The 24907-nt window shown below is 66.1% G+C and carries 16 protein-coding genes; 14 read left to right on the top strand and 2 right to left on the bottom strand.

Annotated elements, in window-relative coordinates; all coding sequences use genetic code 11:
* Positions 1–168 precede the first annotated feature (168 nt).
* From B5G02_RS05875 to B5G02_RS05865, 3 genes are all read left to right on the top strand, one after another.
* On the top strand, positions 169–1698 hold the full coding sequence (locus B5G02_RS05875) for an MATE family efflux transporter (protein WP_094335549.1): 1530 nt from the start codon (positions 169–171) through the stop codon (positions 1696–1698).
* 533 nt (positions 1699–2231) lie between these two features.
* Positions 2232–3635, top strand: a complete 1404-nt coding sequence (locus tag B5G02_RS05870; protein WP_094335548.1) for a MurT ligase domain-containing protein — start codon at positions 2232–2234, stop codon at positions 3633–3635.
* On the top strand, positions 3635–4429 hold the full coding sequence (locus B5G02_RS05865) for a hypothetical protein (RefSeq protein ID WP_241146178.1): 795 nt from the start codon (positions 3635–3637) through the stop codon (positions 4427–4429). The genes B5G02_RS05870 and B5G02_RS05865 overlap by 1 nt, the downstream gene beginning before the upstream one ends.
* Positions 4430–4698: 269 nt before the next feature.
* Here the strand turns inward: B5G02_RS05865 and B5G02_RS05860 are convergent, their stop codons facing one another.
* Together B5G02_RS05860 and B5G02_RS05855 are read right to left on the bottom strand one after the other, a co-directional pair.
* Positions 4699–5646, bottom strand: a complete 948-nt coding sequence (locus B5G02_RS05860; RefSeq protein WP_094335546.1) for an alpha/beta hydrolase — start codon at positions 5644–5646, stop codon at positions 4699–4701.
* Positions 5647–5648: 2 nt separating this feature from the next.
* The gene (locus B5G02_RS05855; RefSeq protein WP_094335545.1) at positions 5649–7244 is read right to left on the bottom strand and encodes a PucR family transcriptional regulator; all 1596 of its coding nucleotides are present in this window, start codon (positions 7242–7244) and stop codon (positions 5649–5651) included.
* Positions 7245–7598: 354 nt separating this feature from the next.
* Between B5G02_RS05855 and fdrA the strand changes: the two genes are divergently transcribed.
* The 11 genes from fdrA to B5G02_RS05795 all read left to right on the top strand — a co-directional run bounded on the left by fdrA (position 7599) and on the right by B5G02_RS05795 (position 24749).
* Positions 7599–10604 (top strand): DUF1116 domain-containing protein, encoded by a 3006-nt coding sequence (fdrA, locus tag B5G02_RS05850; RefSeq protein WP_094335544.1) that lies wholly within the window; start codon positions 7599–7601, stop codon positions 10602–10604.
* A gap of 18 nt (positions 10605–10622) precedes the next feature.
* Entirely contained in the window at positions 10623–11513 is an 891-nt protein-coding gene (locus tag B5G02_RS05845; RefSeq protein ID WP_094335543.1) for a DUF2877 domain-containing protein, read from the top strand.
* A 30-nt stretch (positions 11514–11543) separates the two neighbouring features.
* Positions 11544–12815 carry a dicarboxylate/amino acid:cation symporter gene (locus tag B5G02_RS05840; protein ID WP_019239423.1) on the top strand — a complete coding sequence of 424 codons (1272 nt, stop codon included), beginning with the start codon at positions 11544–11546 and terminating at the stop codon, positions 12813–12815.
* A 264-nt stretch (positions 12816–13079) separates the two neighbouring features.
* Complete coding sequence (locus B5G02_RS05835; protein ID WP_019239422.1) at positions 13080–14360, top strand: dicarboxylate/amino acid:cation symporter; 1281 nt, start codon at positions 13080–13082, stop codon at positions 14358–14360.
* 30 nt (positions 14361–14390) lie between these two features.
* On the top strand, positions 14391–15443 hold the full coding sequence (gene allD / locus B5G02_RS05830; protein WP_094335542.1) for an ureidoglycolate dehydrogenase: 1053 nt from the start codon (positions 14391–14393) through the stop codon (positions 15441–15443).
* Positions 15444–15521: 78 nt separating this feature from the next.
* Positions 15522–16484: a carbamate kinase gene (arcC, locus tag B5G02_RS05825; RefSeq protein WP_094335541.1), complete on the top strand. Its 963-nt coding sequence runs from the start codon at positions 15522–15524 to the stop codon at positions 16482–16484.
* Between the two features lie 200 nt (positions 16485–16684).
* Entirely contained in the window at positions 16685–17656 is a 972-nt protein-coding gene (locus tag B5G02_RS05820) for a D-2-hydroxyacid dehydrogenase (protein ID WP_094335540.1), read from the top strand.
* A gap of 404 nt (positions 17657–18060) precedes the next feature.
* Entirely contained in the window at positions 18061–19026 is a 966-nt protein-coding gene (gene arcC / locus B5G02_RS05815) for a carbamate kinase (protein ID WP_094335539.1), read from the top strand.
* A 421-nt stretch (positions 19027–19447) separates the two neighbouring features.
* A complete protein-coding gene (locus tag B5G02_RS05810; RefSeq protein ID WP_094335538.1) occupies positions 19448–20251 on the top strand; it encodes a zinc ribbon domain-containing protein in 804 nt (267 codons plus the stop codon).
* A gap of 6 nt (positions 20252–20257) precedes the next feature.
* Positions 20258–23665, top strand: a complete 3408-nt coding sequence (locus B5G02_RS05805; protein ID WP_094335537.1) for a VWA domain-containing protein — start codon at positions 20258–20260, stop codon at positions 23663–23665.
* Between the two features lie 163 nt (positions 23666–23828).
* Entirely contained in the window at positions 23829–24749 is a 921-nt protein-coding gene (locus tag B5G02_RS05795; protein WP_162609753.1) for a zinc ribbon domain-containing protein, read from the top strand.
* Positions 24750–24907: the final 158 nt, after the last annotated feature.

Here is a 24907-nt window from a genome sequence, read left to right as displayed (position 1 = left end):
TCGCATTTGCCGTGGCGACCCTCGTTGTTGTCGCGATGGTGTCATCCTGTGTATACGCGGTGCGTTTGGCGGGGTCGTGTCCGAGATGCGCTAGACTTTTCGCTTTAGTGTAATGGGGTGCGCCCTTCGGGGACGCGTCCCGCCCTGTGTGAGCCGGAAGGCGAGCTGATGACTCAGAACACTTGGGAGCAGGCCGGGGATGGCGCGCAGCGCGCCGCGACGGCCGGGGATGGCGCGCAGCGCGCCGCGACGACCGCGGTGAACGCGACGACCACGTCGACCATGCCGCAGGATACCCCGGCGCTCGAGCGCTCCCTGGGCACGAAGCCCGTGCTCCCGCTCTTTTTGCGCTACGCTTCCGTGTCGCTTCTGGGCGTGATCGCGCAGATCGCCATGGTCGTGTCCGAGGGCATCGTGGTGGGCAACGGTATCGGCGGGCATGGGCTCGCCTGCATGAGCATCGTCATGACCTTCGAGATCGTGAACCTTTCGTTTGGCAGCTCGTTCGGCCAGGGCGTGTCCACGGTGTGCGGCAAGCTGCTCGGCGCGGGCGACGTCGAGGGCGCGCGGCGGGCGTTCGGCCAGGGCTTCTGGTTCACGTTCCTCACGGCGCTCGCGGTGGCCACAGTATTCTTCATCTTCACGCCGGTCATCGTCCCGCACATCGGGGCGACGCCGGACATCCTCGACGACACGATCGTCGCGGTGCGCATCTTCATGGTGGGCTACCCCTTCTGCATCACGGGGCAGATGCTCTGCCAGATGCTCCGCCAGGACGAGCGCCCGGGGCTTGCGAGCGCGATCCAGACGGCGGGCTCGGTCGTCGCGGCGACGTGGCTCGTCGTGTCGGTCTTCGTGTTCAAGCTCGGCGTGGCGGGCGCGGCGGCGTACTACGCCATCTCGACGGGGCTGTGGTTTTTGGCGATCATCCCGTTCCTCAAGCGCCCTGCCCAGGCGAGGGGCGCCGGCCAGAAGGGCGACCGCGGCCTTCTCGCGCTTCACGAGGGCGGCGTGTTCTCCATCAGGCTGAGCGACATCGCCGTGAAGCCGCGCCTCATGCGCGAGGTGTGCGCGTACGGCTGCCCCATCTTCCTCGTGCAGATCTCGAGCGCGATCTACGTGGCGTTCATGAACGGCACGCTCGGCGCGGGCGGCGACTCGGAGGGCGTCGCGTCGTTCGCGGTCATCAACAGCTACTTCATGTACACGCTGAACATCGTGTGCATGGCGCTCGCCTACGCGCTCCAGCCCATCGCGGCGTACAACTGCGGGGCGGGGCATCGCAAGCGGCTCGCGCAGCTTATGGTGGACGCTCTGGTGGTCGAGGTCGTGAGCATCGGGATCCTGTCCACGCTCACGTCCCTGGCGGCGCCGGCACTCTGCCTGGTGTTCTCGGGCGGCAGCCCCGGCCTCGCGGAGATGAGCGCGGGCCACGTGCGGATCGTGCTCATGCTCTGCGCACTCGGCTTCTCGAGCCAGATACTAAGCGCGTACTTCGAGAGCGTGGGAAGCACCGCCCGCGCCGTGGTATTCGGCGTTATGCGCTACGTGATGTTCGCCGTCCCGCTCATCGCGCTCATCCATGCGACGGCCGGCGCCGACTACATCTGGTGGGCGCTGCCCATCGCCGACGGCCTCACGTTCATCCCCGTGGTGATCGTCGCCGCGCTGGAGGCGCGCCGCCTCCTGCGCAGCTAATGGGTTGTTTGGGGACGTGTTCCAACCAACCCCTTTTTGCGCCGATGGGTTGGTTGGGGACGTGTTCCAACCAACCCCTTTTTGCTCCGGGTTCCCAAAGTGAGCGAAACGAGCGGTTTATGCGGGGGTGGCCGAGTAGCCGGGAAAACGGCAACCTCGCTACCTGCGGTTTTGCTGGCATGCAACCCCTTGCTACTTTAGGGGGTGCCAAAAAACCGTTCGTTTCGCGCAGTTTGGGTTCGCGGGCCATCTGCGGCGCGAAAATAGCCACCCGATACCGAGGCGCCAGGCGGCTTGAGGGACCCCAACGCTCTGAAAAAGGGGTTGGTTGGAACACGTCCCCAACCAACCCATTCGGCCGGACGAGGATGGCCGGGTGATTAAACCTTTTTGCTGAGAGCGTGGAAATTGCTCGGCGTGGGAGGGTATGCCGTATCCTAAAACCTCGCATACGCTGCGCGCTCCCCGTTGGGGGACTGCGCCCTCGCCCCTGGCTACGCGTCGGGCGGTGGAGTATAAGAAGGGAGTGCCGGATGTCCAAGCCCTTGCGGTTCCACGTTGCCCTGTGGGCGTCCAAGGCGACCGCGTTCGCGCTGAAGGTCGCGCATCGATCCGGCGGCCAGCTTCCCGGCGTCGTGGCGCTGCGCCTCTGTCCCGATTTCCTCTCGTACGTGGGCGTGCCCGCGCATACGGTGTTCGTGACGGGCACGAACGGCAAGACCACCACGACGAGCCTCATCGCGGACCTGCTCGGCGCCTCCGGCAAGCAGCCGCTCATCAACCGCGCGGGCGGCAACGTGACGGCGGGCATCGCGAGCACCCTGTTCAAGGACGCCACGATCGGCGGCCGGGCACGGCGCGACCATGCCGTGCTCGAGCTCGACGAGCGTTGCGCCAAGCAGGTGTTCTCCCATATCACGCCCGAGCTCATCGTGGTCACGAACCTCTACCGCGACACCTTCACACGCAACGCGCACGTGGGCTATGTGGCCGACATCCTCTCCAAGAGCCTGCCCGCAGCGTCGAAGCTCGTGCTCAACGCCGATGACCTCATCAGCGGTCGCCTGGCGCCCCAGTGCGAGCGGCGCGTTTACTTCTCCCTCGACGAGCTGCCGGGGGATACCCGCGCGCCCGAGGGCATCGTCAACGACCTCAACGCCTGCCCCGTCTGCGGTGGCCGTCTCGTCTACGACTACTGTCACCTGGGCCATGTGGGGCGCGTTCGGTGCGCGTCCTGCGGCCTCGAGAATCCTCCGGCGGCATACGAGGCGGTCGACGTGGACCCAGACGCGCAGCTTATCACGGTGCGCGAGAACGCCGCGCCCGGTACGCCGAGCTCGCGCTACCACTTCAGCGCCGGCTCGGTAAGCGATCTGTACAACCTGCTCGCCGCCATCACCGCGGCGCGCGAGCTGGGTCTTTCCGCCCAGGAGATCGCGTCGGCGCTCGAAGGGGGCGTGGGCGTCGTGGCATCGCGCTACAGCGAGGTCGTCGCCGGCGGCAAGCGGCTCGTCCGTATCGCGTCGAAGGGCGAGAACGGCATGGCGTGTTCCCGCGGCTTCGCCAACATTCGCCGCGAGCCGGGCAGCAAGGCCGTCGTGCTCATGCTCGAAGACTACTACATGGCGAAGGACCCGACATCGACGGAGTTCATCGGCTGGTTCTACGAGACCGATTTCGAGTATCTCGCCGACCCGAGCATCGCACAGGTGGTCATCACCGGCGTGCGCTCGGAGGACATGATGCTGCGGGCGCTGCTCGCGGGCATCGATCCGGCCAAGATCGCCCGGGCGAAGGACGGCATCGAGGCCGCCCAGGTGGTGGACTGGCAGCACGTGGACGCGGTGTACTACTCCCATGCCATCCATAACGAGCACGTGGCCGAAGAGAGTCGCAACCACCTCGCCCGGCTCATCGAGGGTAAGGAGGCCGCGTGATGGCGCGCCCGGTGATCGAGAGCCTGTTCCCTGAGTTCTGCAACCAGGGCGGCGACAACGGCAACATGATGTATCTGCGCGCAAGCCTGCCCGAGGCCGAGGTCATCGAGACCGGCTTCACGGATGAGCCGGCGTTCGCCACGCGCGACGTCGACTTTATCTACCTGGGCTACATGACCGAGGAGGAGCAGGAGCTCGTCGCAGCGAAGCTCATGCCGCTGCGCGATCGGCTCATCGAGCTCGTGAACGCCGGCTGCACCATGCTCTTCACGGGCAACGCGGCAGAGCTCTTGGGCGAGGGAATCACCATAGCCGACGGCCATGTGGTGCCGGGGCTGCGGCTGTTCGATTTCACCTGCACGCAGGATCTCTCCGACCGCATCGTGGAGGTGTTCCTCGGGCGCTTCGAGGGGGAGCAGGATGCATCCGCGCGGGTGCCTGCCGAGGAGAGCGCCGCGGCTCAGGGCGCTCTCGAGATCGTGGGCTACAAGATTCAGTTCACCCGCGCGCGGACCGGTGGCGGCACGGCGGCGTTCGCCGGGGCGCAGCCGTTCTGCACGGCCGAGGTGGGCTTCGGCCTGAACCGGGAGAGCCGCCTCGAGGGCTTCAGGTACAAGAACCTCTTCGCCACCTGGCTATGCGGTCCGCTGCTGCCCTTGAACCCGCTGTTTACCGAATACCTCATGGCACGTATGGGGTGTCGCTCCGAGGCCGCCTTCCGCAGCGAGGCCCTGGCGGCGTACGCCAAGCGGCTCGAGGAGTTCCGGACGCCGGGCATCACGATGCCCATCTAGCCGCGTATCGCGCATTTGCCCGGCAGGGCACGCGTCAGCAGCGCGCTTCTGCGGGCGCTGGAAACCCAAACGGCGCGAAACGAGCGGTTTATAGGCACCCCCGGAAGTAGCGAGGGGTTGCGTACCAATAAAAGCCCAGGTAACGAGGTTGCCGTTTTGCCGGCTACTTGGCTACCCCCGTATAAAACGCTCGTTTCGCTCACTTTGGGTTTGAGGGGCCTAAACACCTTGGGAATGGGTTGGTTGGGGACGTGTTCCTTTCAACCCATCTAAGGCGTTTGAGAAAAAGGGGTTGAAAGGAACACGTCCCCAACCAACCCATCCATCCAGGAGAGGGCGGCGCGGTAGGCTTCCATCCCAGCGGGGTTGGTGAGGTCGCGGTCGAAATCGTGCGGCAGGTAGTACACCGTCTTCATGGTCGCTCGGGGCGCGGTGCGCGCGAGGGTCTTTGAGGCGCGAAGCGGCACGTCTTCGTCGCCCGTGCTCGCCGCGATGAAGAGCGGAGGTAGCTGGGCGATGTCCTCGGCGGAAAGCGACCAGGCCTCCGCCGTGCGCTCGGGCGTGCTCCTGTCGAGCCCCATGAGCTCGAGCCAGGCGCCCTCGTGCTGACGGGAGTACACGTAGAGGCTGTAGCGCAGTGGCTTCGGGCCCGAGGTGAGTGGCGCGGGCCGCACCATGGCCTCCGCCGTCGCGCGCGTGACCTCGGGCAGCGCGGTATAGGCGCGCGCGGGCTCGCGAAACGCGCGGTCGGTGAGGTCGTAATACCCATAGAAGTCGAGGATGCCGAGGGGTTGCGGCAGCGCGCGGACATTGGGGGCGCCGTCGTCGCCCGTCCCGCGCTCAATCCCACCCCGGCGCAGCTCGCGCGCGAGCACGAGCGAGAGGTACGCCCCCGCGGACCGGCCGAAGAGGAAGTACCCCGTAAGCTCGCCCGCCTCGACGCGCCTGCCCACGGCCTCGTACCAGGTGCGCGCGATCGCATCGACCACCTCGGGCAACGCGGCCTCGGGGCAGAGCGGGTAGTCGGCGCACACGAGGGTGTAGCCTGCGTCGGTGATCGCGCGGACGTACGGCGCGGGGAGGTCGTCGCGCTCGCCGTAGAGGAGCCCGCCGCCGTGCAGGTAGAAGACCGCGATATGGCGGTCGCGCCCTGCGGCGGGTTCGTGGATGGTGACGAGGTCCGCGAGCGTGCTCGCGGCGTCTGCGGCCGTGGCCATGGCTACCCCTTCCGGCTCAGCGCGATGATCTTGTCCGCGAGGATCACCTGCAGGAAATCGTCGGAGTTGCGCACGTCGACGCCGTAGACCTCGCGGACGCGGTCGATGCGGTAGCGCACGGTCTTGGGATGCAGGAAGAGCTCCTCGGCGGTCTCGTGGAAGTTCAGGCTGTGCTCGCAGAGCGTCACGGCGGTGCGGAAGAGGTCCGGGTTCTCGTCGTGCAGCCGCTGCAGCCGCGGGTCGATGAGGCCGTTCAGGCGCGAGGGGTCGTCCGCCGCGAGCAGCAGCTTGTAGATGCCCAGGTCATCGAAGCGCAGCGTCACGTTCTCGAAGCTCGAGTCATCGAAGAACCGGTAGGCGTTCATGATCTCGTTGTTGGTCACGGGGAGGTTGTAGCGGTCCACCGTGCTCGAGAGCACCGCGAAGTGCTTGAAGAGCGGCAGCGTGGAAGAGGCGTGCAGGTCCTCGAGGATGCGCTGCACCTCGTTCACGTCGATGCCCGAGAGCTCGCTGCGGAAGTTGTGCAGGATCACGAGGCGGTCGCCGTTGACGTACCACACGATGCCGGGGTAGGCCGAGCGCAGCCGCCGGCGGATCGCCTGGTGCAGCTCGTCTTGGCGGTCGGTGTCGCTCGGGTCCTCGAGCATGGCGCGCACGAGCAGCAGCTGGTAGCAGGGGCAACGGTCGACGCCGAGCAGCGTGAGGGCGCTGTCGATGCGCTCGCGCGTGGTGAAGCGTCCCAGCAGCAGGTCGTGCACCGTGTTGTTGTTCTGGTAGAACAGCTTCTGCTTCACGGCGTTCTGCTTCAGGATCTCGATCTGCAGAAGGCTCACGATGTTCTCGACGAACATGGTGTCGACGAGCGAGAGCTGCGAGGCGCTGCCGTGGATGATGAGGTAGTAGTCCACCCCGTCCGAGCTGGGGATGCGGATGGCGAGCGCGTCGCGGGTCTCCTCGGTATACAGGAGCTTCGCGTCGAAGTAGGCGTGCGTCTGGTAGGGGCTCGGGTCGCGCCGCGTGAACGAGTAACCCGTGAACTCCGCGAGCGCGGCGTCCGTGCCGATGCGCCGGTCGCGCCGGGCGTCGAGGTAGGTGGCCTCGGTGTGCAGCGAGTTCTTGATGGTGTTCAGGATGTAGGGGATGGACGGCTGCTTGAGCGCGAGCGCCATGACGTGCTGGTGCGATTCGTAGAAGCGGTTGAGCAGCGTGAGGTTCGAATCGAGCACGTGCCCGAGCACGTCTGAGAGGATCGCCTCGTACTTCACGGAGGGCGAGAGCCGTATGAGCGGCAGGTCGAAGTCGTCGCAGAGCTCCACGATCTTGTGCGGCACCTCGTCCACGGCGCGGCCCGGCTTGATGGCGAAGGCGCCGATGCCGATGGTGCTCATGGTGCGGAAGAACTTCCCCAGGCCGTTCTCGTCGAGGTTCATGAGGGCGAAGTAGCTCGAGATGATGAGTTGGCCGCGCTTGCCCCAGTTCTGGATGTCGGCACCCTCGAGGATCATGGCGCTCGAGATCTCGTTATCGAGGTAGTCCTCGCCGGCTATGACATCGGAGCCGGCGAACGAGGGAAGCGTGAGCATCTCCTTGACGTTCACCGGGGCCTCCTGTCATGCACGCGTGCGGTCGGGACAACGGTATCCAGCCTAGCGGGAGCACGCGGCGCCCGGCGAGCCGTCGCGTCTCGAAACGCGATAGATGCCGGCCGGTTACCGCGAGGATACCGTCTCGTTATCCATTCGATACATAAATAAGTATATCGGCGCCGTTGACGTGCTCATTTCCCGTTTGGACAAAGTGTTCCGACAAATCCTAGCCTGCCAGCGCATCAAGCCCCGGCGACGGAATGGTTCAATTCGAGGCAATCGCACGGTGCGGCTGCGTCCCGGGATCGCCGCACGAGCGCCCCGCAGCGGCGTGTCTGTATCCAACGCACGAACAGGAGGAACGCGATGCTGCAAACGGTAATCAAGCCGAATTCCTACCAGGATTCCATCAACTTGATGCTCCTCACCAACAAGATCAACACCCTCGACGGCGTCATCCAGAGCCAGATCATGATGGGCACGGATGCCAACAAGGACATCTACAAGGCGGCCGGCCTCCTCACCGACGAGGCCGCGGCCGCGAACCCGTCCGACATGGTCATCGTCGTGGAGAGCGACGACGCGGCCATCCTGGACACCGTGCTCGCCGAGACCGAGGCCTTCCTCGCGGACCTCTCGGTGAAGAAGGAGGCCGCCGGCGGCCCCGCCGAGGCCACGAGCTGGGAAGAGGCCATCGCGCAGCTCCCCGACGCCAACATGGCGCTCTTCTCCATCCCCGGCGAGTACGCCGCGCCCGAGCTCGAGCGCGCCCTCGACCTGGGCCTCAACGTCTTCTCCTTCACGGATAACGTGCCGCTCGAGGACGAGGTGCGCCTGAAGCAGAAGGCGCACGAGAAGGGTCTCCTCTTCATGGGCCCGGACTGCGGCACCGGCGTCATCTCGAGCGTGCCCATCGCCTTCACGAACGTCATCAACCCCGGCAACATCGGCATCGTGGGCGCCTCCGGCACGGGCATCCAGGAGGTCACGTGCATGATCGACCGCCTGGGCGGCGGCTGCGTGCACGCCATCGGCACCGGCGGCCGCGACCTCAACGAGAAGGTCGGCGCCGTGACGGTGAAGGACGCCATCGTGGCGCTCGAGAACCATGAGCCCACCGACGTCATCTGCGTCATCTCGAAGCCGCCCGCGCCCGAGGTCCGCGACGAGGTCGTCGATTTGCTCGAGAAGTGCACCAAGCCCGTCGTCGCCATCTTCATCGGCGAGAAGCCCGAGGCGCACCAGGGCAAGGTCTACCTCGCGCACACGCTCGAGGAGACCGCGCGCATCGCCGTCGACCTCGCGAACGGCAACCCCGTCAAGAAGAACTACCTCGAGCCGCTCGACTTCACCTGCGACGAGCCGCTGCCCGAGGACAAGACCGTCACCGGCCTGTACTCCGGCGGCACGCTTGCCGGCGAGGCCGCGATGATGATCACCGAGGCGCTCAACCTCGGCTCCATCATCAAGGAGGACGGCTACATGCTGCGCCACGGCGGCTACGACGTCATCGACCTCGGTGACGACGTGTACACCCAGGGCCGCCCGCACCCCATGATCGACCCGGAGGTCCGCATCAAGATGATGCGCGACTACTGCGACATGGACACCACCGGCGTCATCGTGTTCGACTGCGTGCTCGGCTACGGCTGCCATCCCGACATGGCCTCCGCGCTCGCGCCCGTCATCGCCGAGTGCAAGGCGAAGGCTGCCGCCGAGGGCCGCACGATCCAGTTCGTGGGCACCGTCGTGGGCACGAGCCACGACCCGCAGGACTACGAGCGCTCCATCAAGATCCTCGAGGACGCCGGCGCCATCATGGAGCCGTCGAACGCCATGGCCGTGCGCGCCGCGCTCGAGTTCAAGGGCGTCCACTTCACCGAGGAGGACCGCGAGGTCGTGCCGTACGAGGTGAAGGACACCTCGCCCCTGCCCGAGCCGAGCGAGGCTGTCATGGAGCTCCTCACCACCAAGCCGCGCGTGATCAACGTGGGCGTCGAGAGCTTCAACGACCCGCTGCGCGCCTACGGCGCCGAGAGCGTCCAGTACACCTGGAAGCCCATGGCCGGCGGTAACAAGCGCATGATCCACCTGCTCACCGAGCTCGCCAAGGTCGAGGGCATCGACGAGGCCAACGAGCGCATCTGCCAGCGCTTCAAGGAGAGCCAGCCGCAGCTCGTGGACGTCGTGGTGGCCAAGGACGTCATCCCCGAGCTCAACCGCGAGAAGAAGACCCTCCTGCATGCCGGCCCGCCCATCACCTGGGAGAACATGCAGGGCCCCATGCGCGGCTCGTGCATCGGCGCGGCGCTCTTCGAGGGCTGGGCTGAGACGGAGGAAGAGGCCGTCAAGATGCTCGAGGCCGGCGAGGTCGAGTTCATCCCCTGCCACCACTGCCACGCCGTGGGCCCCATGGGCGGCATCACCTCGGCGAACATGGCCGTGCTCAAGGTCGTGAACCAGGCCGACGGCACCACCGCCTACTGCACCATGAACGAGGGCATCGGCAAGGTGCTGCGCTTCGGCGCCTACAGCCAGGAGGTCGTCGACCGCCTGCACTGGATGGCCGACGAGCTCGGCCCGGTGCTCGCCAAGGCGCTCAAGCTCTCCGACGGCGGCATCAACCTCAACGTGCTCATCGCGCGCGCCATCACCCAGGGCGACGAGTTCCACCAGCGCAACATGGCCGCGACGCTCAACTTCCTGAAGGAGGTCGCGCCGCTCATCGTGAAGACCGACGTGCCCGAGGACGCCAAGGAGCGCGTGATCCAGTTCCTCGCCGACACCGACCAGTTCTTCCTGAACATCATGATGGCCATGGGCAAGTCCATCGTGGACTACGTGCGCAAGGACGAGGAGGGCTGCGTGGTCTCCACCATGACTCGCAACGGCTACGAGTTCGGCGTGCGCGTCACGGGCCTCGGCGACCAGTGGTTCTGCGCGCCCGTGAACACGCCCATCGGCCTGTACTTCACCGGCTTCACCGCCGAGGACGGCTGCCCGGACAACGGCGACTCCGCGATCTGCGAGACCGTGGGCGTGGGCGGCATGGCCATGGTGGCCGCGCCCGGCGTGACCCGCTTCGTGGGCGCCGGCGGCTTCGAGGACGCGCTCAACATCTCCAATGAGATGGAGAAGATCTGCGTCGAGCACAACCCCAACTGGTCCATCCCCACGTGGGACTTCAAGGGTACGTGCCTGGGCATCGACATCCGCAAGGTCGTCGCCACGGGCATCACCCCGCTCATCAACACCGGCATCGCGCACAAGAACGCCGGCGTGGGCCAGGTGGGCGCCGGCACCGTCCGCGCACCGCTCGCCTGCTTCGAGCAGGCGCTCGAGGCCTACTGCGCCAAGCTCGGCATCGAGTAGGAAGCGGGGCGTGACCGCATGAACGTCTCCTCCGTCAGCGACTATGCGCTCAAGCTCCTGGGCGAGCGCGCCCAGGGGAGCGTGCACAGCGTCTTTGCCACAAGCTTCAACGTGGAGCTCGCGGGCGAGCTGATCCATATCGGCTCCGAGGACGCGCCGCTCTCGTGCCTGGGCGCCACGGTCGCGGCGGGGGAGGCTTCGCTTGCCGTGCGCGCGATCGAGGCGGGCGATCCCGCGGAGTGGGACGGCCGGAGCCTCGTGGTGCACGGCCGCGCCCGCACGCTCGCGTTCGACCTCGCGCACGCGCCGCGGCGCGGCATGCGCGTCCCGCACGCGCTCGCGGCGGAGGGCATGGGCCTCGACGCCGAGCTCTACCGCGCGCTCGACAGCCTGCACCTGGCGGAGCGCATCGGGCTGCCCTGGGAGGGGGAGGAGCGCTCGCACACGGCGCTCATGAGCCTCGCCCGGTTCTCCTCGATGTGCCTCGCCCACGCGCTGGGCTACGAGAACCCCGTGCGCGTCGAGGCGGCGAGCCGCGCCATGAGCGGGGCCGTGGGCTACCTCGTGGGACGGGGGCTCGGCCTCACGCCCTCGGGGGACGACGTGCTCTGCGGCTTCGGCTGCGGCCTGCGCTTCCTCTACGGGGTGGACCCGCTCGCGCAGCGCTTCTTCGACGACGTGGCCGCCGCGGTGCTCGGTCGGGGGAAGACCACGGCGGTCTCGGAGGCCTACCTCGCGGCGATATGCGAGGGGTATGCCAACGCGGACTACCTCGAGCTCTGCGAGACCCTGCGAAGCCATGAGGTGGCGATGCTGCCCACCCGGCTTTCCCGCGTGCTCGAGGTCGGCCACACCTCGGGCGCGGACGGGCTCTTCGGGTTCGCGGCGGCATTCTGCTGCCTTATGTAATGTCCCAGAACACAGAAAGGAAAAGGGCACATGGCAACTGCTGAAGTAACAAAGAAGAAGGGGCCGGATATTACCATCCTGCTGCTCGTCTCGATGGTGCTCGCCGTCATCGTCGGCCTCATCGCCGGCCCCGTGATGTCGAACATCCAGTTCATCGGCGACATCTTCTTCGCGCTCATCCAGATGTGCATCCCGGTCTTCGTGCTGTGCACCGTGGTGAAGTCGGTGGGCGGCCTCACGCCGCAGATGCTCACGGGCATCGGCCTCAAGGGCCTCGTCGTCTTCATGGTGACCACCGGCCTCGCCGCCGCGCTGGGCATCTCGCTCGGCGTGCTGCTCCAGCCGGGCGCCGGCCTCGAGGGCTCCTCGATCGTGGCGAACGCCACCTACGAGGGCGAGGCCACGGCCATGATGAGCATCACCGAGACCATCAAGGGCTTCTTCGGCACGAACATCATGAACTCGCTCGCCAACGGCACCATGATCCAGATCATCATCTTCGCCGTGGCGTTCGGCCTGGTCATCAGCTACTGGCGCCACAGCCACAACGGTGAGTGCCTCGTCTACGACGTGTGCTGCGAGGTCTCCGAGCTGCTGCTCAACATCATCCGCGGCGTCATGCAGATCGCGCCCATCGGCATCTTCTGCTACGTTTCCGCCATGGTGGGCACCCTCGGCATCCCCGTGCTCGTGCCGCTGGCCAAGTACTTCGGCGTCATGATCCTCGGCATGGTCATCATGTTCGTGGCGTACTTCATCGTGTGCGGCGCGTACTGCCGCGTGAGCCCCTTCAAGCTCGCCGCCAAGCTCGCCCGCACGTTCGTGACCGCCTTCACCACCATCTCCTCTGCGGTGACGCTGCCCACCGCCATGGAGGACGCCAAGGGCAAGATCGGCATCCGCGAGGACGTCGTGGACGTGCTCCTGCCGCTCGGCATGCCGCTCAACTCCAACGGCGTGGCCATCCACATGACCGTCGACGCCCTGTGCATCTCCCAGATGTTCGGCGTGCACTTCGGCATGAACGAGCTGCTCACCGTGTGGGTCATCTGCACCATGATCTCGTTCGTGAACGCCGCCACCCCGGGCGCCTCGCTCGTGTCCCTCACCATGATGGTCCCGGCGCTCGGCCTGCCCATGTCCGCCATCGGCATCTTCGGCGGCCTCGAGTATCCCACCGGCGCCTCCCGCACCCCGCTCAACGTGTGCGGTGACGTGTTCGCGGCCATGCTCGTCGCAGGCCCCAACGGCATCGACCACGACATCTTCGACGGTAAGAAGCAATACCAGGAAGCTGTCTAACCGCATGGCGCGGGCCGTGCGCCCGTCGCCGTAGCATCTCCCTTCGGGAGCCGCCGCTTGCAACCATCTGTCTCCTCTTGGGCGGCGGCTCCCCTCATATCGCGAGCTCGCGCTCGCAACCAGTTCGCTCTCAGGCGGGTCCCCACTCGGACCTAAAAGCCTTGTGCTGCGCGCCCACGGGCCGCAGCCGCCCCGCCGCGCGGGGTGTGTCTCATCCACCTACGAGGGGAAGAGTGGTTTCCCCGGGGGAATCAGTGATCAATCATGAGCAATGAAGGTACGCTACGCACCCGTAAGTTCACGTACAACGCGACGCTCGCCATCGTGATCGCGATGGTGGCAGGCTATATCGTCGGCGCCATCGGCGGCAAGCCGCTCGCCCAGATCCAGTTCATCGGCGACATCTTCTTCCGCCTGGTGCAGATGGGCATCGTGCCCTTCGTGATGTGCACCATCATCGAGGCCGTGGGCGGGCTCACGGCGCGCGACCTCTCGGGCATCGGGCTCAAGGGCATCGCCTGGTTCGCGGGCTCGTCGGTCCTGGCCTCGGCCTGCGGCGTCGCGGCGGCGACGATCTTCCAGCCGGGCGCCGGCCTTGCGGGGACCGCCCTCGTCCAGGAGGCCGCCTACGACGCCACCGGGACCACGGCCGTGACCGTCCAGGACACGCTCACCAACTTCTTCAGCAGCAACATCGTCTCGTCCATGGCGGCGGGCGCCATGGTGCCCTGCATCGTGTTCTCCATCGCGCTCGGCCTGGCCATCAGCTTCTGGCGCACCACGCACGAGGGCGAGCCCTGCCCCGTGCTCGACGTGACGAAGCATCTCGGCGAGCTGCTGCTCATCGTGATCCGCGGCGTCATGACCGTCGCGCCCATCGGCATCTTCTGCTACGTCTCGTCGATGGTGGGCCAGCTCGGCCCCGAGGTGCTCATCCCGCTCCTCAAGTACTTGCTCGTGCTCGGCGGCACGGTGTTCGCGTTCCTCGTGCTGTGGATCGTCGTGGTGTGCGTGCGCTGCGCGCTCAGCCCGATCGTGCTCATCCGGCACATCTGGCGCATGTCGTTCATGGCGATCGCGACCATCTCCTCGGCGGTGACGCTGCCCGTCGAGATGGACGACGCCAAGAACAAGATCGGCGTGCGCGACGACATCGCCGACCTCGTGCTGCCGCTCGGCATGCCGCTCAACTCCAACGGCGCATCCATCCACCTCGCCGTGACGGCCATCACGATCGCCCAGATCTACGGCATGTCGTTCGGTGGATTCGATTTCGTGTACCTGACCGTCATCTCGACGCTGCTGTCGCTGGCGAACGCGGTGGCGCCGGGCGCGGACATCGTGTCGCTCACGATGATCGTGCCCCAGCTGGGGCTTCCGCTCTCGAGCATCGGCATCTTTGCGGGGCTCACGTACCCGGTGGGCGCCATCCGCACCATCCTGAACGTGGACTCCGACGTGTTCTGCGCCATGATGGTCGCCGCGGGCGAGAAGGACGGCATCGACCGCGATGTGTTCTATGGGAAGAAGGCGCTCGACGCATAGTGCGGCGGCGCTTGGTAGAAGGAGGTTTTCATGCTCGTTTCACGTGACGAACTCAAGCAGCTCATGAAGAAGAAGTTCATGGCCGCCGGCATGCACGAGGACCATGCCGACGACATGGCCGAGGTGCTTGCCTGGTCGAGCGAGCGCGGCCTGCACAGCCACGGCGAGGTGCGCGTGGAATACTACACCGAGCGCATCTCCAAGGGCGGCATGACCATCGACCCCAAGGTCACCTGGACGCAGACCGGCCCGTGCTCCGGCATCCTCGACGCCGATAACGGCTGCGGCTACCCGTTCGCCATCCAGGGCATGCAGAAGGCCATCGACATGGCCAAGGAGAACGGCATCGGCTTCGTGGGCGTGGCGAACGTCTCGCACACGGGCGCCATCGGCTACTACACCGAGATGGCGGCCAAACAGGGCATGATCGGCCTCTCCTGCACCCAGTCCGACCCCATGGTCATCCCCTACGGCGGCGCTGAGCCCTTCTACGGCACGAACCCCATCGCGCTCGCCGCGCCCACGGCCGACGGCCGCATCGTGAGCTTCGACATGGCCACGACCGTGCAGGCCTGGGGTAAGATCCTCGACGCGAAGAGCGCCGGCCGCTCCATCCCCGAGGGCTGGGCGGTCGACGAGGAAGGGCGCCCCGTCACCGACCCGCACAAGGTGAACGCGCTCGTGGCCATCGCCGGCCCCAAGGGCTACGGCCTCATGATGATGGTCGACATCCTCTCCGGCGTGCTGCTGGGCGTGCCCGCGGGCAAGCATGTGTCGTCCATGTACCACGACCTCTCCGAGGGCCGTCGCCTGGGGCACCTGAACGTGGCCATCAACCCCGAGTTCTTCTGCGGCGCCGACGCCTTCCGCGCGCACATGTCCGAGGTCCTCGACGAGCTCAACGCCGTGAAGCCGGGCGTGGGCTTCGACAAGGTGTACTGGCCGGGCGAGCGCGCGCAGCTGCGCATCCAGGCCACCAAGGACGCCGGCGGCATCGAGATCGTGGACGACATCTACGACTACCTCGTCTCCGACGACCTGTATCGCAACAGCTGGGATCACAAGAACCGCTTCGCGGAGTAAGACGCGACCATCCCGCGGCGCCGTGCGCTCCGGTGGCGGCGCCGCGGACGCAAACGTATCGGAAAGGAAACCACACCTATGTCCAAGCCCCTTGGCAAGCCCGACCGCATCGTCGTCGTCCTGGGCGGAAACGCCCTCGGCAACACCCCCGAAGAGCAGATCGAGCGCGTGAACAATGCGGCCCATGCGCTCCTCGGCCTCATCGAGCAGGGCAACGAGATCATCATCACGCACGGCAACGGCCCGCAGGTCGGCATGATCCAGAACGCCTTCGCGGCGGCGCACGACGCGATCGGCACCCCGGCGATGGACCTGCCCGAGTGCGGTGCCATGAGCCAGGGCTACATCGGCTACCACCTGCAGCAGGGCATCGGCCGCGAGATGCACAAGCGCTACAAGCGCTGGCATGTTGCCACCGTGGTGACCCAGATCGAGGTCGACTCGGACGACCCGAGCTTCCAGAACCCCACGAAGCCCATCGGGCCGTTCTATACCGAGGAGCAGGCCAAGGAGATCATGGCCGCCGAGCCCGACAAGGTGTTCGTGGACGATTCCGGCCGCGGTTGGCGCCGTGTGGTGGCGAGCCCCGAGCCCAAGAAGATCGTCGAGGCGCCCTCGATCCTGAACCTGCTCGACAACGAGTTCATCGTCATCGCCTGCGGCGGCGGTGGGATTCCCGTGGTGCGCGACTATGACGACAAGGGCTGCTACAAGGGCGTCGCGGCCGTGATCGACAAGGACGCCGGCGGCGAGCTTTTGGCCGAGGACTGCCAGGCGGACGTGCTGTTCCTGCTCACCGCGGTGGAGCACGTGGCCATCAACTTCGGCAAGCCCGACCAGCAGGAGCTGACCGACATCACCGCCGACGAGGCCGAGCGCCTGGCCGACGAGGGCCAGTTCGGAAAGGGCTCCATGGAGCCGAAGGTCCGCGCCGCCATCAAGTTCGCGCGCAGCCGCAAGGGCCGCGTGTGCATCATCGGCGCGCTCGACAAGGCCTCCGAGACCATGGCCGGCCTCTCCGGCACGAGGATCCACTGCTAAGGCGTCCATTCGCTGAAGCAGCGGAACGGAGCGGATACCGGAAGGGGTTTCGGGCACAGCCCGGAGCCCCTTCTCACTCAAATGGGTTCGTTGGGGACGTGTTCCTTTCAACCCATTTCCTAGAACGCCTCAGATGGGTTGAACGAAAGAGGCGAGTCGCGTCGGCCAAGTTGTCGCGGCAGCTCTGAAGGAGGCAGCATATGGACAAGAAGAAGATCGTCATCCTGGATGCATGGGCGACGGTTCCCGGTGACATTTCGTGGGAGCCCATCGCGCAGATGGGCGACCTTACCATCTACGATCGCACTCCGCCCGAGCTCATCGCTGAGCGCATCGGCGACGCGCAGATCGTCATCTCAAGCAAGGTGGAGATCGGTCGGGACGTGTTCGAGCAATGTCCGAACCTCGAGTATATCGGGTTGCTCTCCACCGGCTTCAACGTCATCGATATCGATGCCGCACGGGAGTTCGGCATCACCGTCTGCAACGTTCCGGGCTACGGCACCATGGCAGTGGCCCAGATGGCCATGGCGCTCCTGCTCGAGATAACGAACATGGTCGGCCTGCACGCCAAGGCGGTCAACGAGGGCAAATGGGTCGAGAGCCCGGATTGGTGTTTCTGGCTCAAGGATCACATGGAGCTCGACGGCAAGACCATGGGCATCATCGGCTACGGCGCGATCGGGCAGGCTGCGGGAAGGATGGCAAACGCATTCGGCATGCGGGTCGTCGGGTACTCGCCTGTGCCGCAAACCGAGCTGGATAGCGAGATGGTGCGCACCACCCTCGACATCGAGGACGTGTTCCGCGAGGCCGATGTCGTGCTCGTTTCCGCGCCGCTCAACGAGGGAAGCCGCAACGTGATCCGTGCGGAGACCATTGCGAAGATGAAGGACGGCGTCATCATCATCAACATCGCGCGGCCGGGTCATGTTGTGGAGGAAGACGTGGTCGCGGCGCTCGAGAGCGGGAAGATCCGCGGGTTTGGGGCGGACGCCTCGTCGACGGAGCTCACGAACGGGCACACGGTGCTGGAGAATCGGGAGAACTGCTACCTTACCCCGCATATTGCCTGGTGCCCGTATGAGACGCGCGTGCGCCTCATCGATATGGTCGTCGATAACCTGCGCAGGTACCTTGATGGGAATCCGATTCACGTGGTGAACCCGTAGGGAATCGGCAGCCTCCCTTGATTGATAGGATGGGTTGGATGGGGACGTGTTCCTTTCAACCCATTTGCAGCGCTCCGGAAAATGGGTTGAAAGGAACACGTCCCCAACCAACCCATTGCTTAAATTGCATAGATCGTTTTGTGATGTTCTATTATTTGCATAAGGTCAGCTCGGCGGCGAATTGCCATGCGAGCGTGGCCACTTTACCGCGATGACGTGCGATACAAGAAACATTCACAGCGCATCGCGTTGGGCGGCAAGAATCGACCGTTCGCCCGATTAGCCGAAATCCACGGGCTAAAATGAATGAAATCGCCTCAATAGAGAATATAATCACTAGCCTACTCACGCGATGGCGCGTGGGGAGCTTCCAGTTTCCGCACCAGATATAGAAAGGAACCGCCATGTCCAAGCCCCTTGGCAAGCCCGACCGCATCGTCGTCGCCCTGGGCGGCAACGCCCTCGGCAACACCCCCGAAGAGCAGATCGAGCGCGTGAACAACACCGCGAAGGCGCTCCTCGGCCTCATCGAGCAGGGCAACGAGATCATCATCACGCACGGCAACGGCCCGCAGGTCGGCATGATCCAGAACGCGTTCGCCGCCGCCCACGAGGCCATCGGCACCCCCGCCATGGACCTGCCCGAATGCGGCGCCATGAGCCAGGGCTACATCGGCTACCACCTGCAGCAGGGCATCGGCCGCGAGATGCACCGCCGTTACAAGCGCTGGCACGCCGCCACGGTCGTGACCCAGATCGAGTGCGACCCGGACGACCCGGCGTTCCAGAACCCCACGAAGCCCATCGGCCCCTTCCTCACCAAGGAGCAGGCCGATGAGCAGAAGGCCGAGCACCCCGAGATGACCTTCGTCGAGGACTCCGGCCGCGGCTGGCGTCGCGTCGTCGCCTCGCCCGAGCCCAAGAAGATTGTCGAGGCCGACTCGATTCTGAACCTGCTCGACAACGAGTTCATCGTCATCGCCTGCGGCGGCGGCGGTATCCCGGTCGTCCGCGACTACAGCGACAAGGGCTGCTACAAGGGCGTCGCGGCCGTCATCGACAAGGACCTGGGCGGCGAGCTGCTCGCCGAGGACTGCGACGCGGACGTGCTGTTCCTGCTCACCGCCGTCGAGCACGTGGCCATCAACTTCGGCAAGCCCGACCAGAAGGACCTCGAGGAGATCACCGCCGACGAGGCCGAGAAGCTCGCCGACGAGGGCCAGTTCGGCAAGGGCTCCATGGAGCCGAAGGTCCGCGCTGCGATCAAGTTCGCGCGCAGCCGCAAGGGCCGCGTGTGCATCATCGGCGCGCTCGACAAGGCCTCCGAGACCATGGCCGGCCTCTCCGGCACGCGCATCGTCGACGCGTAAGGTTCTCGCGCAACACATTGTCTGCTGAGTAGGCGGCCCTCTGCATCCAAGGCGGAGGGTCGCCGCTTCATGTAAAAATACCCCTGGGGTAAATGTACGCGATCCCAAATGAAGCGAAACGAGCGGTTTATGGGCGAGTGCCCAAGTAGCCAGCGAAGGTACAGGCTTGTTACCTGCGCTTTTGTTGGTGCTCAGCCCCTTGCTACTTCCGGGGGTTCCCATAAACCGCTCGTTTCGCGCACTTTGGGATGAGGAGAGCCCCAAATCGGCCGCGGCGGGCATGCTGGATGGGGTTTGGGCCGGGCGCCGCGTTAATCTTTCGCTTACCGGAGCGTTCTTGAGGCATGCGTCCTTTCGCGATACAACAGAATAGTGTTGGTTGGTGCCATGTGGGATGGGCGCCGTCGGGGATGGTGGTTCTATGGCTGGGGATGTGCTGTTCTGCAGGTCATGCGGCAAGCAATTGAAACCCGATGCCGCATTCTGCCCGTACTGCGGCGAGCGCGTCGTGGCGCCTGCCCCCGCCGATCAGCCGCCTGCCAAAGAGGCTCCCACCGTTTCCCCGGGCACGCGCACGCGCGTGTTCGACCCGGCGCGGACGCCCGTGCGCGCGTCGCAGCGCCTCGGCACCTCGTCGTTCGCCTCACTCGGCGTGTGGGTCGTCGCGGGCGTGGGGATTGTCTGCGCCGCCGTCGCGCTCGTCAGCTTTCTGGGCTCGCTCTCGCAAGCGGCGTCCGAGCTCTCGGTCTATGCGCTTCCGCAGGCGGCGCTCGGCGCGGGCATCTATGCCCTAATCTCGCTCGCGCTCATCTACCTCATCGGCAGCCTGGGCACGGGGCTCCTCCGCCGCCATCTTGCGGGGCGCCCGTTCAGGCCGGGGTCGTTCACGGCGCCGTTTGTCCGCGCTCTCCTCGTCATCATCGTTATCGCTGCGGGGATGCTTCTCGTCGCGCCCGCGCTCGACGACCCCGCGCTGCGGCATCCGCTCGCGGGCTTCCTCTTGGGCACCTCATCGGGTGCGGGGAAGGGCTGCTACCTGCTCGTTACCTATATGTGGCCGATGCTGTCCGGCATGCTGCCGGCGCTCGTGGCCGAAGCCGCGCTGCTCATGGGGCTCCGCGCCCTCGTCGCGCGCGATCAGAAGCCGCATGCTTCCGCCGCGCCCACGGCGCCGGCCCCCGCTACGGGCGCTTCCGCTCCCCGCTCGACCGATCCGACGAAATGAGGCCCCATGAAACGCTGCCGGAATTGCAAGGCCAAGCTCGACAGGCACGCGCGCGTGTGCCCGCAGTGCGGAACCCCCGTGCGCCGCATGCGCCTGCGCCATAAGCTGCTCATCGCGCTCGCGGCGTTCGTCCTGGTCGTGGGCGGGGCGGTGGGTGCGCTTTTCGCCACGGGGCACGGCGACCTCATCGCGGGGTTGCCCGCGCGCCTCGGGCTCGTGCCGGGTAGCACGCAGGAGGGCGCGTCCGGCCCAGGCGGCGCGCCTTCCGGCGGAGACGGCTCCGGGCAGGACGCTGACTTCCTGCTGCTCGGCAGCGCGTTCACCGACCGCACCATCGTGGGCGAGGATGACGCACGCGCTGCGGTGGCGGATGCGGCGCCCGCCCTCGGCATGGACGATCCCGCCTCCGAGCTGGGGGAATGCGCCGCAAACGAGGTGCTCGGCAACAGCTACTACCGCTTCGCCCAGCAGCACGACGGCATCCCCGTCTACGGCCGCAGCGTCGTGGTGAGCGCCGACGGCGCGGGCGCCCCGCTCAGCCTCACGAGCAACTACGCCGCCGTGGGCGACATCGAGACGGAGCCTGCGATCGATGCGGCGTCGGCAGAAGATGCTGCCATGGCAGAAGTCGACGGAGCGCTCTGGACGCTACCCGAGGGGCTTACCATCTACTCGCTGTACGACACTGACCCGACGACCGCGTGGCAGGTGCTCGTGGTCACGGACGACGGGGCGCATCGCTGCTTCGTTGCTTCGGATACGGGTAAGGTTGTTGCGACCGAGACCGCGCTCAACACCGCTTCGGGCAAGGGGCTCGATGGCAAGACGTACACCTTTGAGACCACGCCGAACGTTGGTGGCGGGTATGCGATGGTCGACGAAGGCCGCAGCATCACCGTCTTCGATGCGGAAGGCGACGATCGCGCGGAGATCATCTCGCATATCGAGCTCATGGGGGAGCGCGGTACGACTCTGCGCTTCATTCCGAACCCTGATAAGGACGAAGGGGGCTATGTGTGGTCTGCTGACGGAAGCACCCGGGCGGATGTGACCAACGAGGGCGCGGTGAGCTCGTGGTACATCACGCATGACGACGGCAGCACCGAGCGCATTCTGGGTTCGAATTACGGCTACTTCGATCACCTGGTTACGAGCGACGACAACGAGACATGGGACAACCGCGCAGCGGTTTCGGCCATGGATTCAGTCGTGAACGTGTACGACTACTACAACGAGGTACTGGGCTGGAAGAGCTATGACGGGGCGGGAGGCCCTGTCTACGTCGTTGCGGATTTGCCGGAGAACAATGCGTTCGCATGGGCGCCCACAGGCGAGTTCGCGCACGTAGCGGCGGGCGGATCCGAGTACTTCTCGAGCCGCGTCGTGGTCGGGCATGAGTACACGCATGCGGTGGTCAGGGCGACGTGCAACCTATCGGGCGATAAAACGGAGGACGCCGACGCCCTCAATGAGGCCGTTTCCGATCTCATGGGCATCGCGGCGACCGATATGGGTGACGATGGCCTCGCCAACAACTCGGCGACGTGGAACTTGGACGAGATCAGCCGAAACCTGGAAGACCCAGTAAAGTCGAAAAGCCCTAATCGCGTTGATGGAACCTACTGGTGGGACGAGAACCGCAGCCCGGAGAAGGACTCCGAGGGCAACGACCAGTACGACGAGCATCACAACGCGACGGTCATCGGGCACGCGGGCTACCTCATGTGCGCGGAGGGCTCCGAGGCGGCGACGGTCGACGGCGACGCGCTCAGCACCGAGGAGCTCGCGAAGCTCGTATTCGTCTCGTTCTTCACGATGCCGAGCGACTGTACGTTCAACGAGTTCGCGACCATCATGCAAAACGTCGCGGAGACCTTCGCCTCGCAGGGCACGCTCACGGAGGCGCAGGTCGAGCGCGTGGAATCGGCGTTCATCGGCGTCGGGCTGTACGGATACGACCGAGGGATCGACCTCACGCGCGACGCCACGCTCACGGTGCTCGACGTGAACGGCGAGCCGTACGACAACTTCACCGTCACGCTCGAGGCCGTTGTCATGCGCACGCCCGGCGACCCCGTCGCGTTCAACGAGAGCGGGGACACCATGCGCACCGCGACCTCGACGGAGCCGCTCGCGCTCGCGTTTCCCACCGACGGGGTCTACCGCATGACCGTGACGGATACCGCGAACCCGTCGCGGTCGGAGGAGTTCAGCGTGGGCGTGTCTCCGGCGGGCGACGACACGTGCGAGATCCAGACGAACTTCGGCGGTGTCGACCAGGGCTCCGAGCAGGCGGAACACACGCGCGTCGTGACGGGCGAGCAGGACATCTCGCTTGTGCTCGACGTGTCGAGCAGCATGAGCGGCAGTCGCATCGAGCAGCTGCGGAGCGCGGCGCAGGGCTTCGTGGACACGGCGTTCGAGGACGCGACGAGCCAGGTGCGCGTGGGCATGGTCGCCTACAACCACGAGGTGAGCGTGCGCGTGCCGCTCGCGGTGGAGCCGGGGAGCCTCGAGAGCGAGATCGCGTCGCTCGGCGCGAGCGGCAGCACGAACATCGAGCTCGCTCTGCAGACGGCGCGCTCGCAGCTCGAGACCGGGACGGCCGACCGCAAGATCATCGTGCTCATGTCCGACGGCGAGCCCACGGACGGCGCGCAGGGCGACGACCTCATCGCCATCGCGGACGAGCTCAAGGATTCCGGCTTCAAGATCTACACGGTGGGCGTCGAGCAGGGCGCGTCGGGCGAGGCGCTGCTGCGCGCCATGGCGAGCGAGGGCTGCTACTACTCGGTGGACGCCGACAGCCTGAACGCGTTCTTCGCCCAGATCGCCACCGAGATCAGCGGCGTGCCCTACATGTACGTGCGCGTGGAGTGCCCGGTCGAGGTGACGGTGAGCTACAACGGCGAGACGCTGTCGAGCGCCGGCGAGGACCCGAGCACGCTGGCGTCCTTCGGCTCGCTCGCGTTCGAGGAGGTTGAGGGCGCGGACGACGCGTCGGCGGCATCGGCCGAGGGGGCGGACACCATCAAGATCCTGCGCTTGCGCGAGGGCGTACCGTACACGGTCGAGATCGAGGGCACCGGCACGGGCACGATGGACTACACGATCGCCTTCGTGGACGAGCACGGCGATTACGCTGATTTCCGCACGTTCGGTGGGATCGACGTCGCCGAGGGCACGAAGGTCGAGACGGTGGCCGAGTACGCGCCCGAGACGCTGCTCGAGGTGGACGAGGATGGCGACGGCGTGGTGGATGCGGCGTACCGCGCGGGCGTGAACGAGGAAGCGAAGCCCGTGGACAACGGCTGGGCGCCCCTGGCGGTGTTCGGCGCGTGCCTCGTCGCGTTCGCCGCGGTGGTCGTCCTGCGCGCCCGCTCCCTCGTGCGCGTCGCCGCGCGCCGCAGATAGTTTCGTTCTCGGACGCTAGCGGAAAAGACCCGCGTGATGTGCGCGGACGCCGCTACACTGTAGGCATCGCAGGTCGCAAGCGATTCACGCGGCAGCGGTCGCATGGATGCCCGACGGTTCGGGCTCGGCGTTGACCGGGTCGTGCGAGGAAGAGGAGGTCCCCATGTTTTGTCCGTATTGCGGCACCAAGTTGCCGGACGGCGCCGCCTTCTGCGGCAGTTGCGGAAGGCCGCTGACCCAGCAGCCCGCGGCGGAGCCGAAGCCGGCCGCTGCCGATGTCCCGCCCGCGGCTACGGCTGCACCGACGACCCCGGCGCCTGCCCCGACCGCCCCGGCTCCTGCGCCCGCAGCCGCCCCGACGACGCCCGCTCCTGCCCCGGCGCCCGCGCCGCAGGCCACCGGTGTTCCCCCGGCGCCGCCCACCACGCCGCCGGACTTCAACCAGGCTCCGTTCGACGGGAAACAGCCCAAGAAGCCGTTCCACGTGTCGCGCGGCATGACCATCGGCATCCTCGCCCTGGCCGTGATCGCCGTCGTGGTCATCGTGCTCTCGTTGACGGGCGTCTTCGGCGGTGGTTCCACCAACAGCCCCGAGGGCATCGCCGATCGCACCGAGACGCTGTACAACGACCTCATGAACAGCGATTTCGACGCCGATGCGTTCACCCAGTTCGGCACGGGGCTCCTCGACATGATGCCGAGCGAGGTCGTCGACGAGATGGTGGATGTCCAAGGGTACAGCAGCCGGCAGGAGCTTGCCGAGTACGTTGGAGACACCATCGGCGGGACGCTTTCCTCGTACGGCTCGATGATCTCGGCGTACCTCGACTACTTCACGATCTCGGTCGACGTCAGCCTGGGAGACCAGCTCGATGCATCCGAGATCGATGACCTGAACAGTGAGTTCTCGTACAACGGCTTCGATCTGACCGTGACCGAGGGCTACGAGCTCGACGGCTCGGTCACCGTCACGCTGAACGAGGACATCGCGGGCTACAGCGCGGGCGAGGAGATCAGCCAGGATATGGGCTCGCTGGGCATGTACGCCGTCAAGATCGGCAACAGCTGGTACATCTGGGGCTAACGGCACCATTTGATAAAAGCCAGACAGGCTGGTTTTTATCATTTCGCGGCGGGGTGGGGACGCGTTCCCTGCCCCGCCTTCGCGTGCCGCGTCCTCGTTCGCGTGCAAACCCGTCAGTTTTATGCACGAAGGCTCTTCTGAAGACGCCTTCGCGTGTA

Source organism: [Collinsella] massiliensis (genome assembly GCF_002161605.1).
Lineage (GTDB): Bacteria > Actinomycetota > Coriobacteriia > Coriobacteriales > Coriobacteriaceae > Enorma.
The sequence above is the reverse complement of the archived record's forward strand: the minus strand, read 5'-3'. Positions and strand labels throughout refer to the sequence as shown.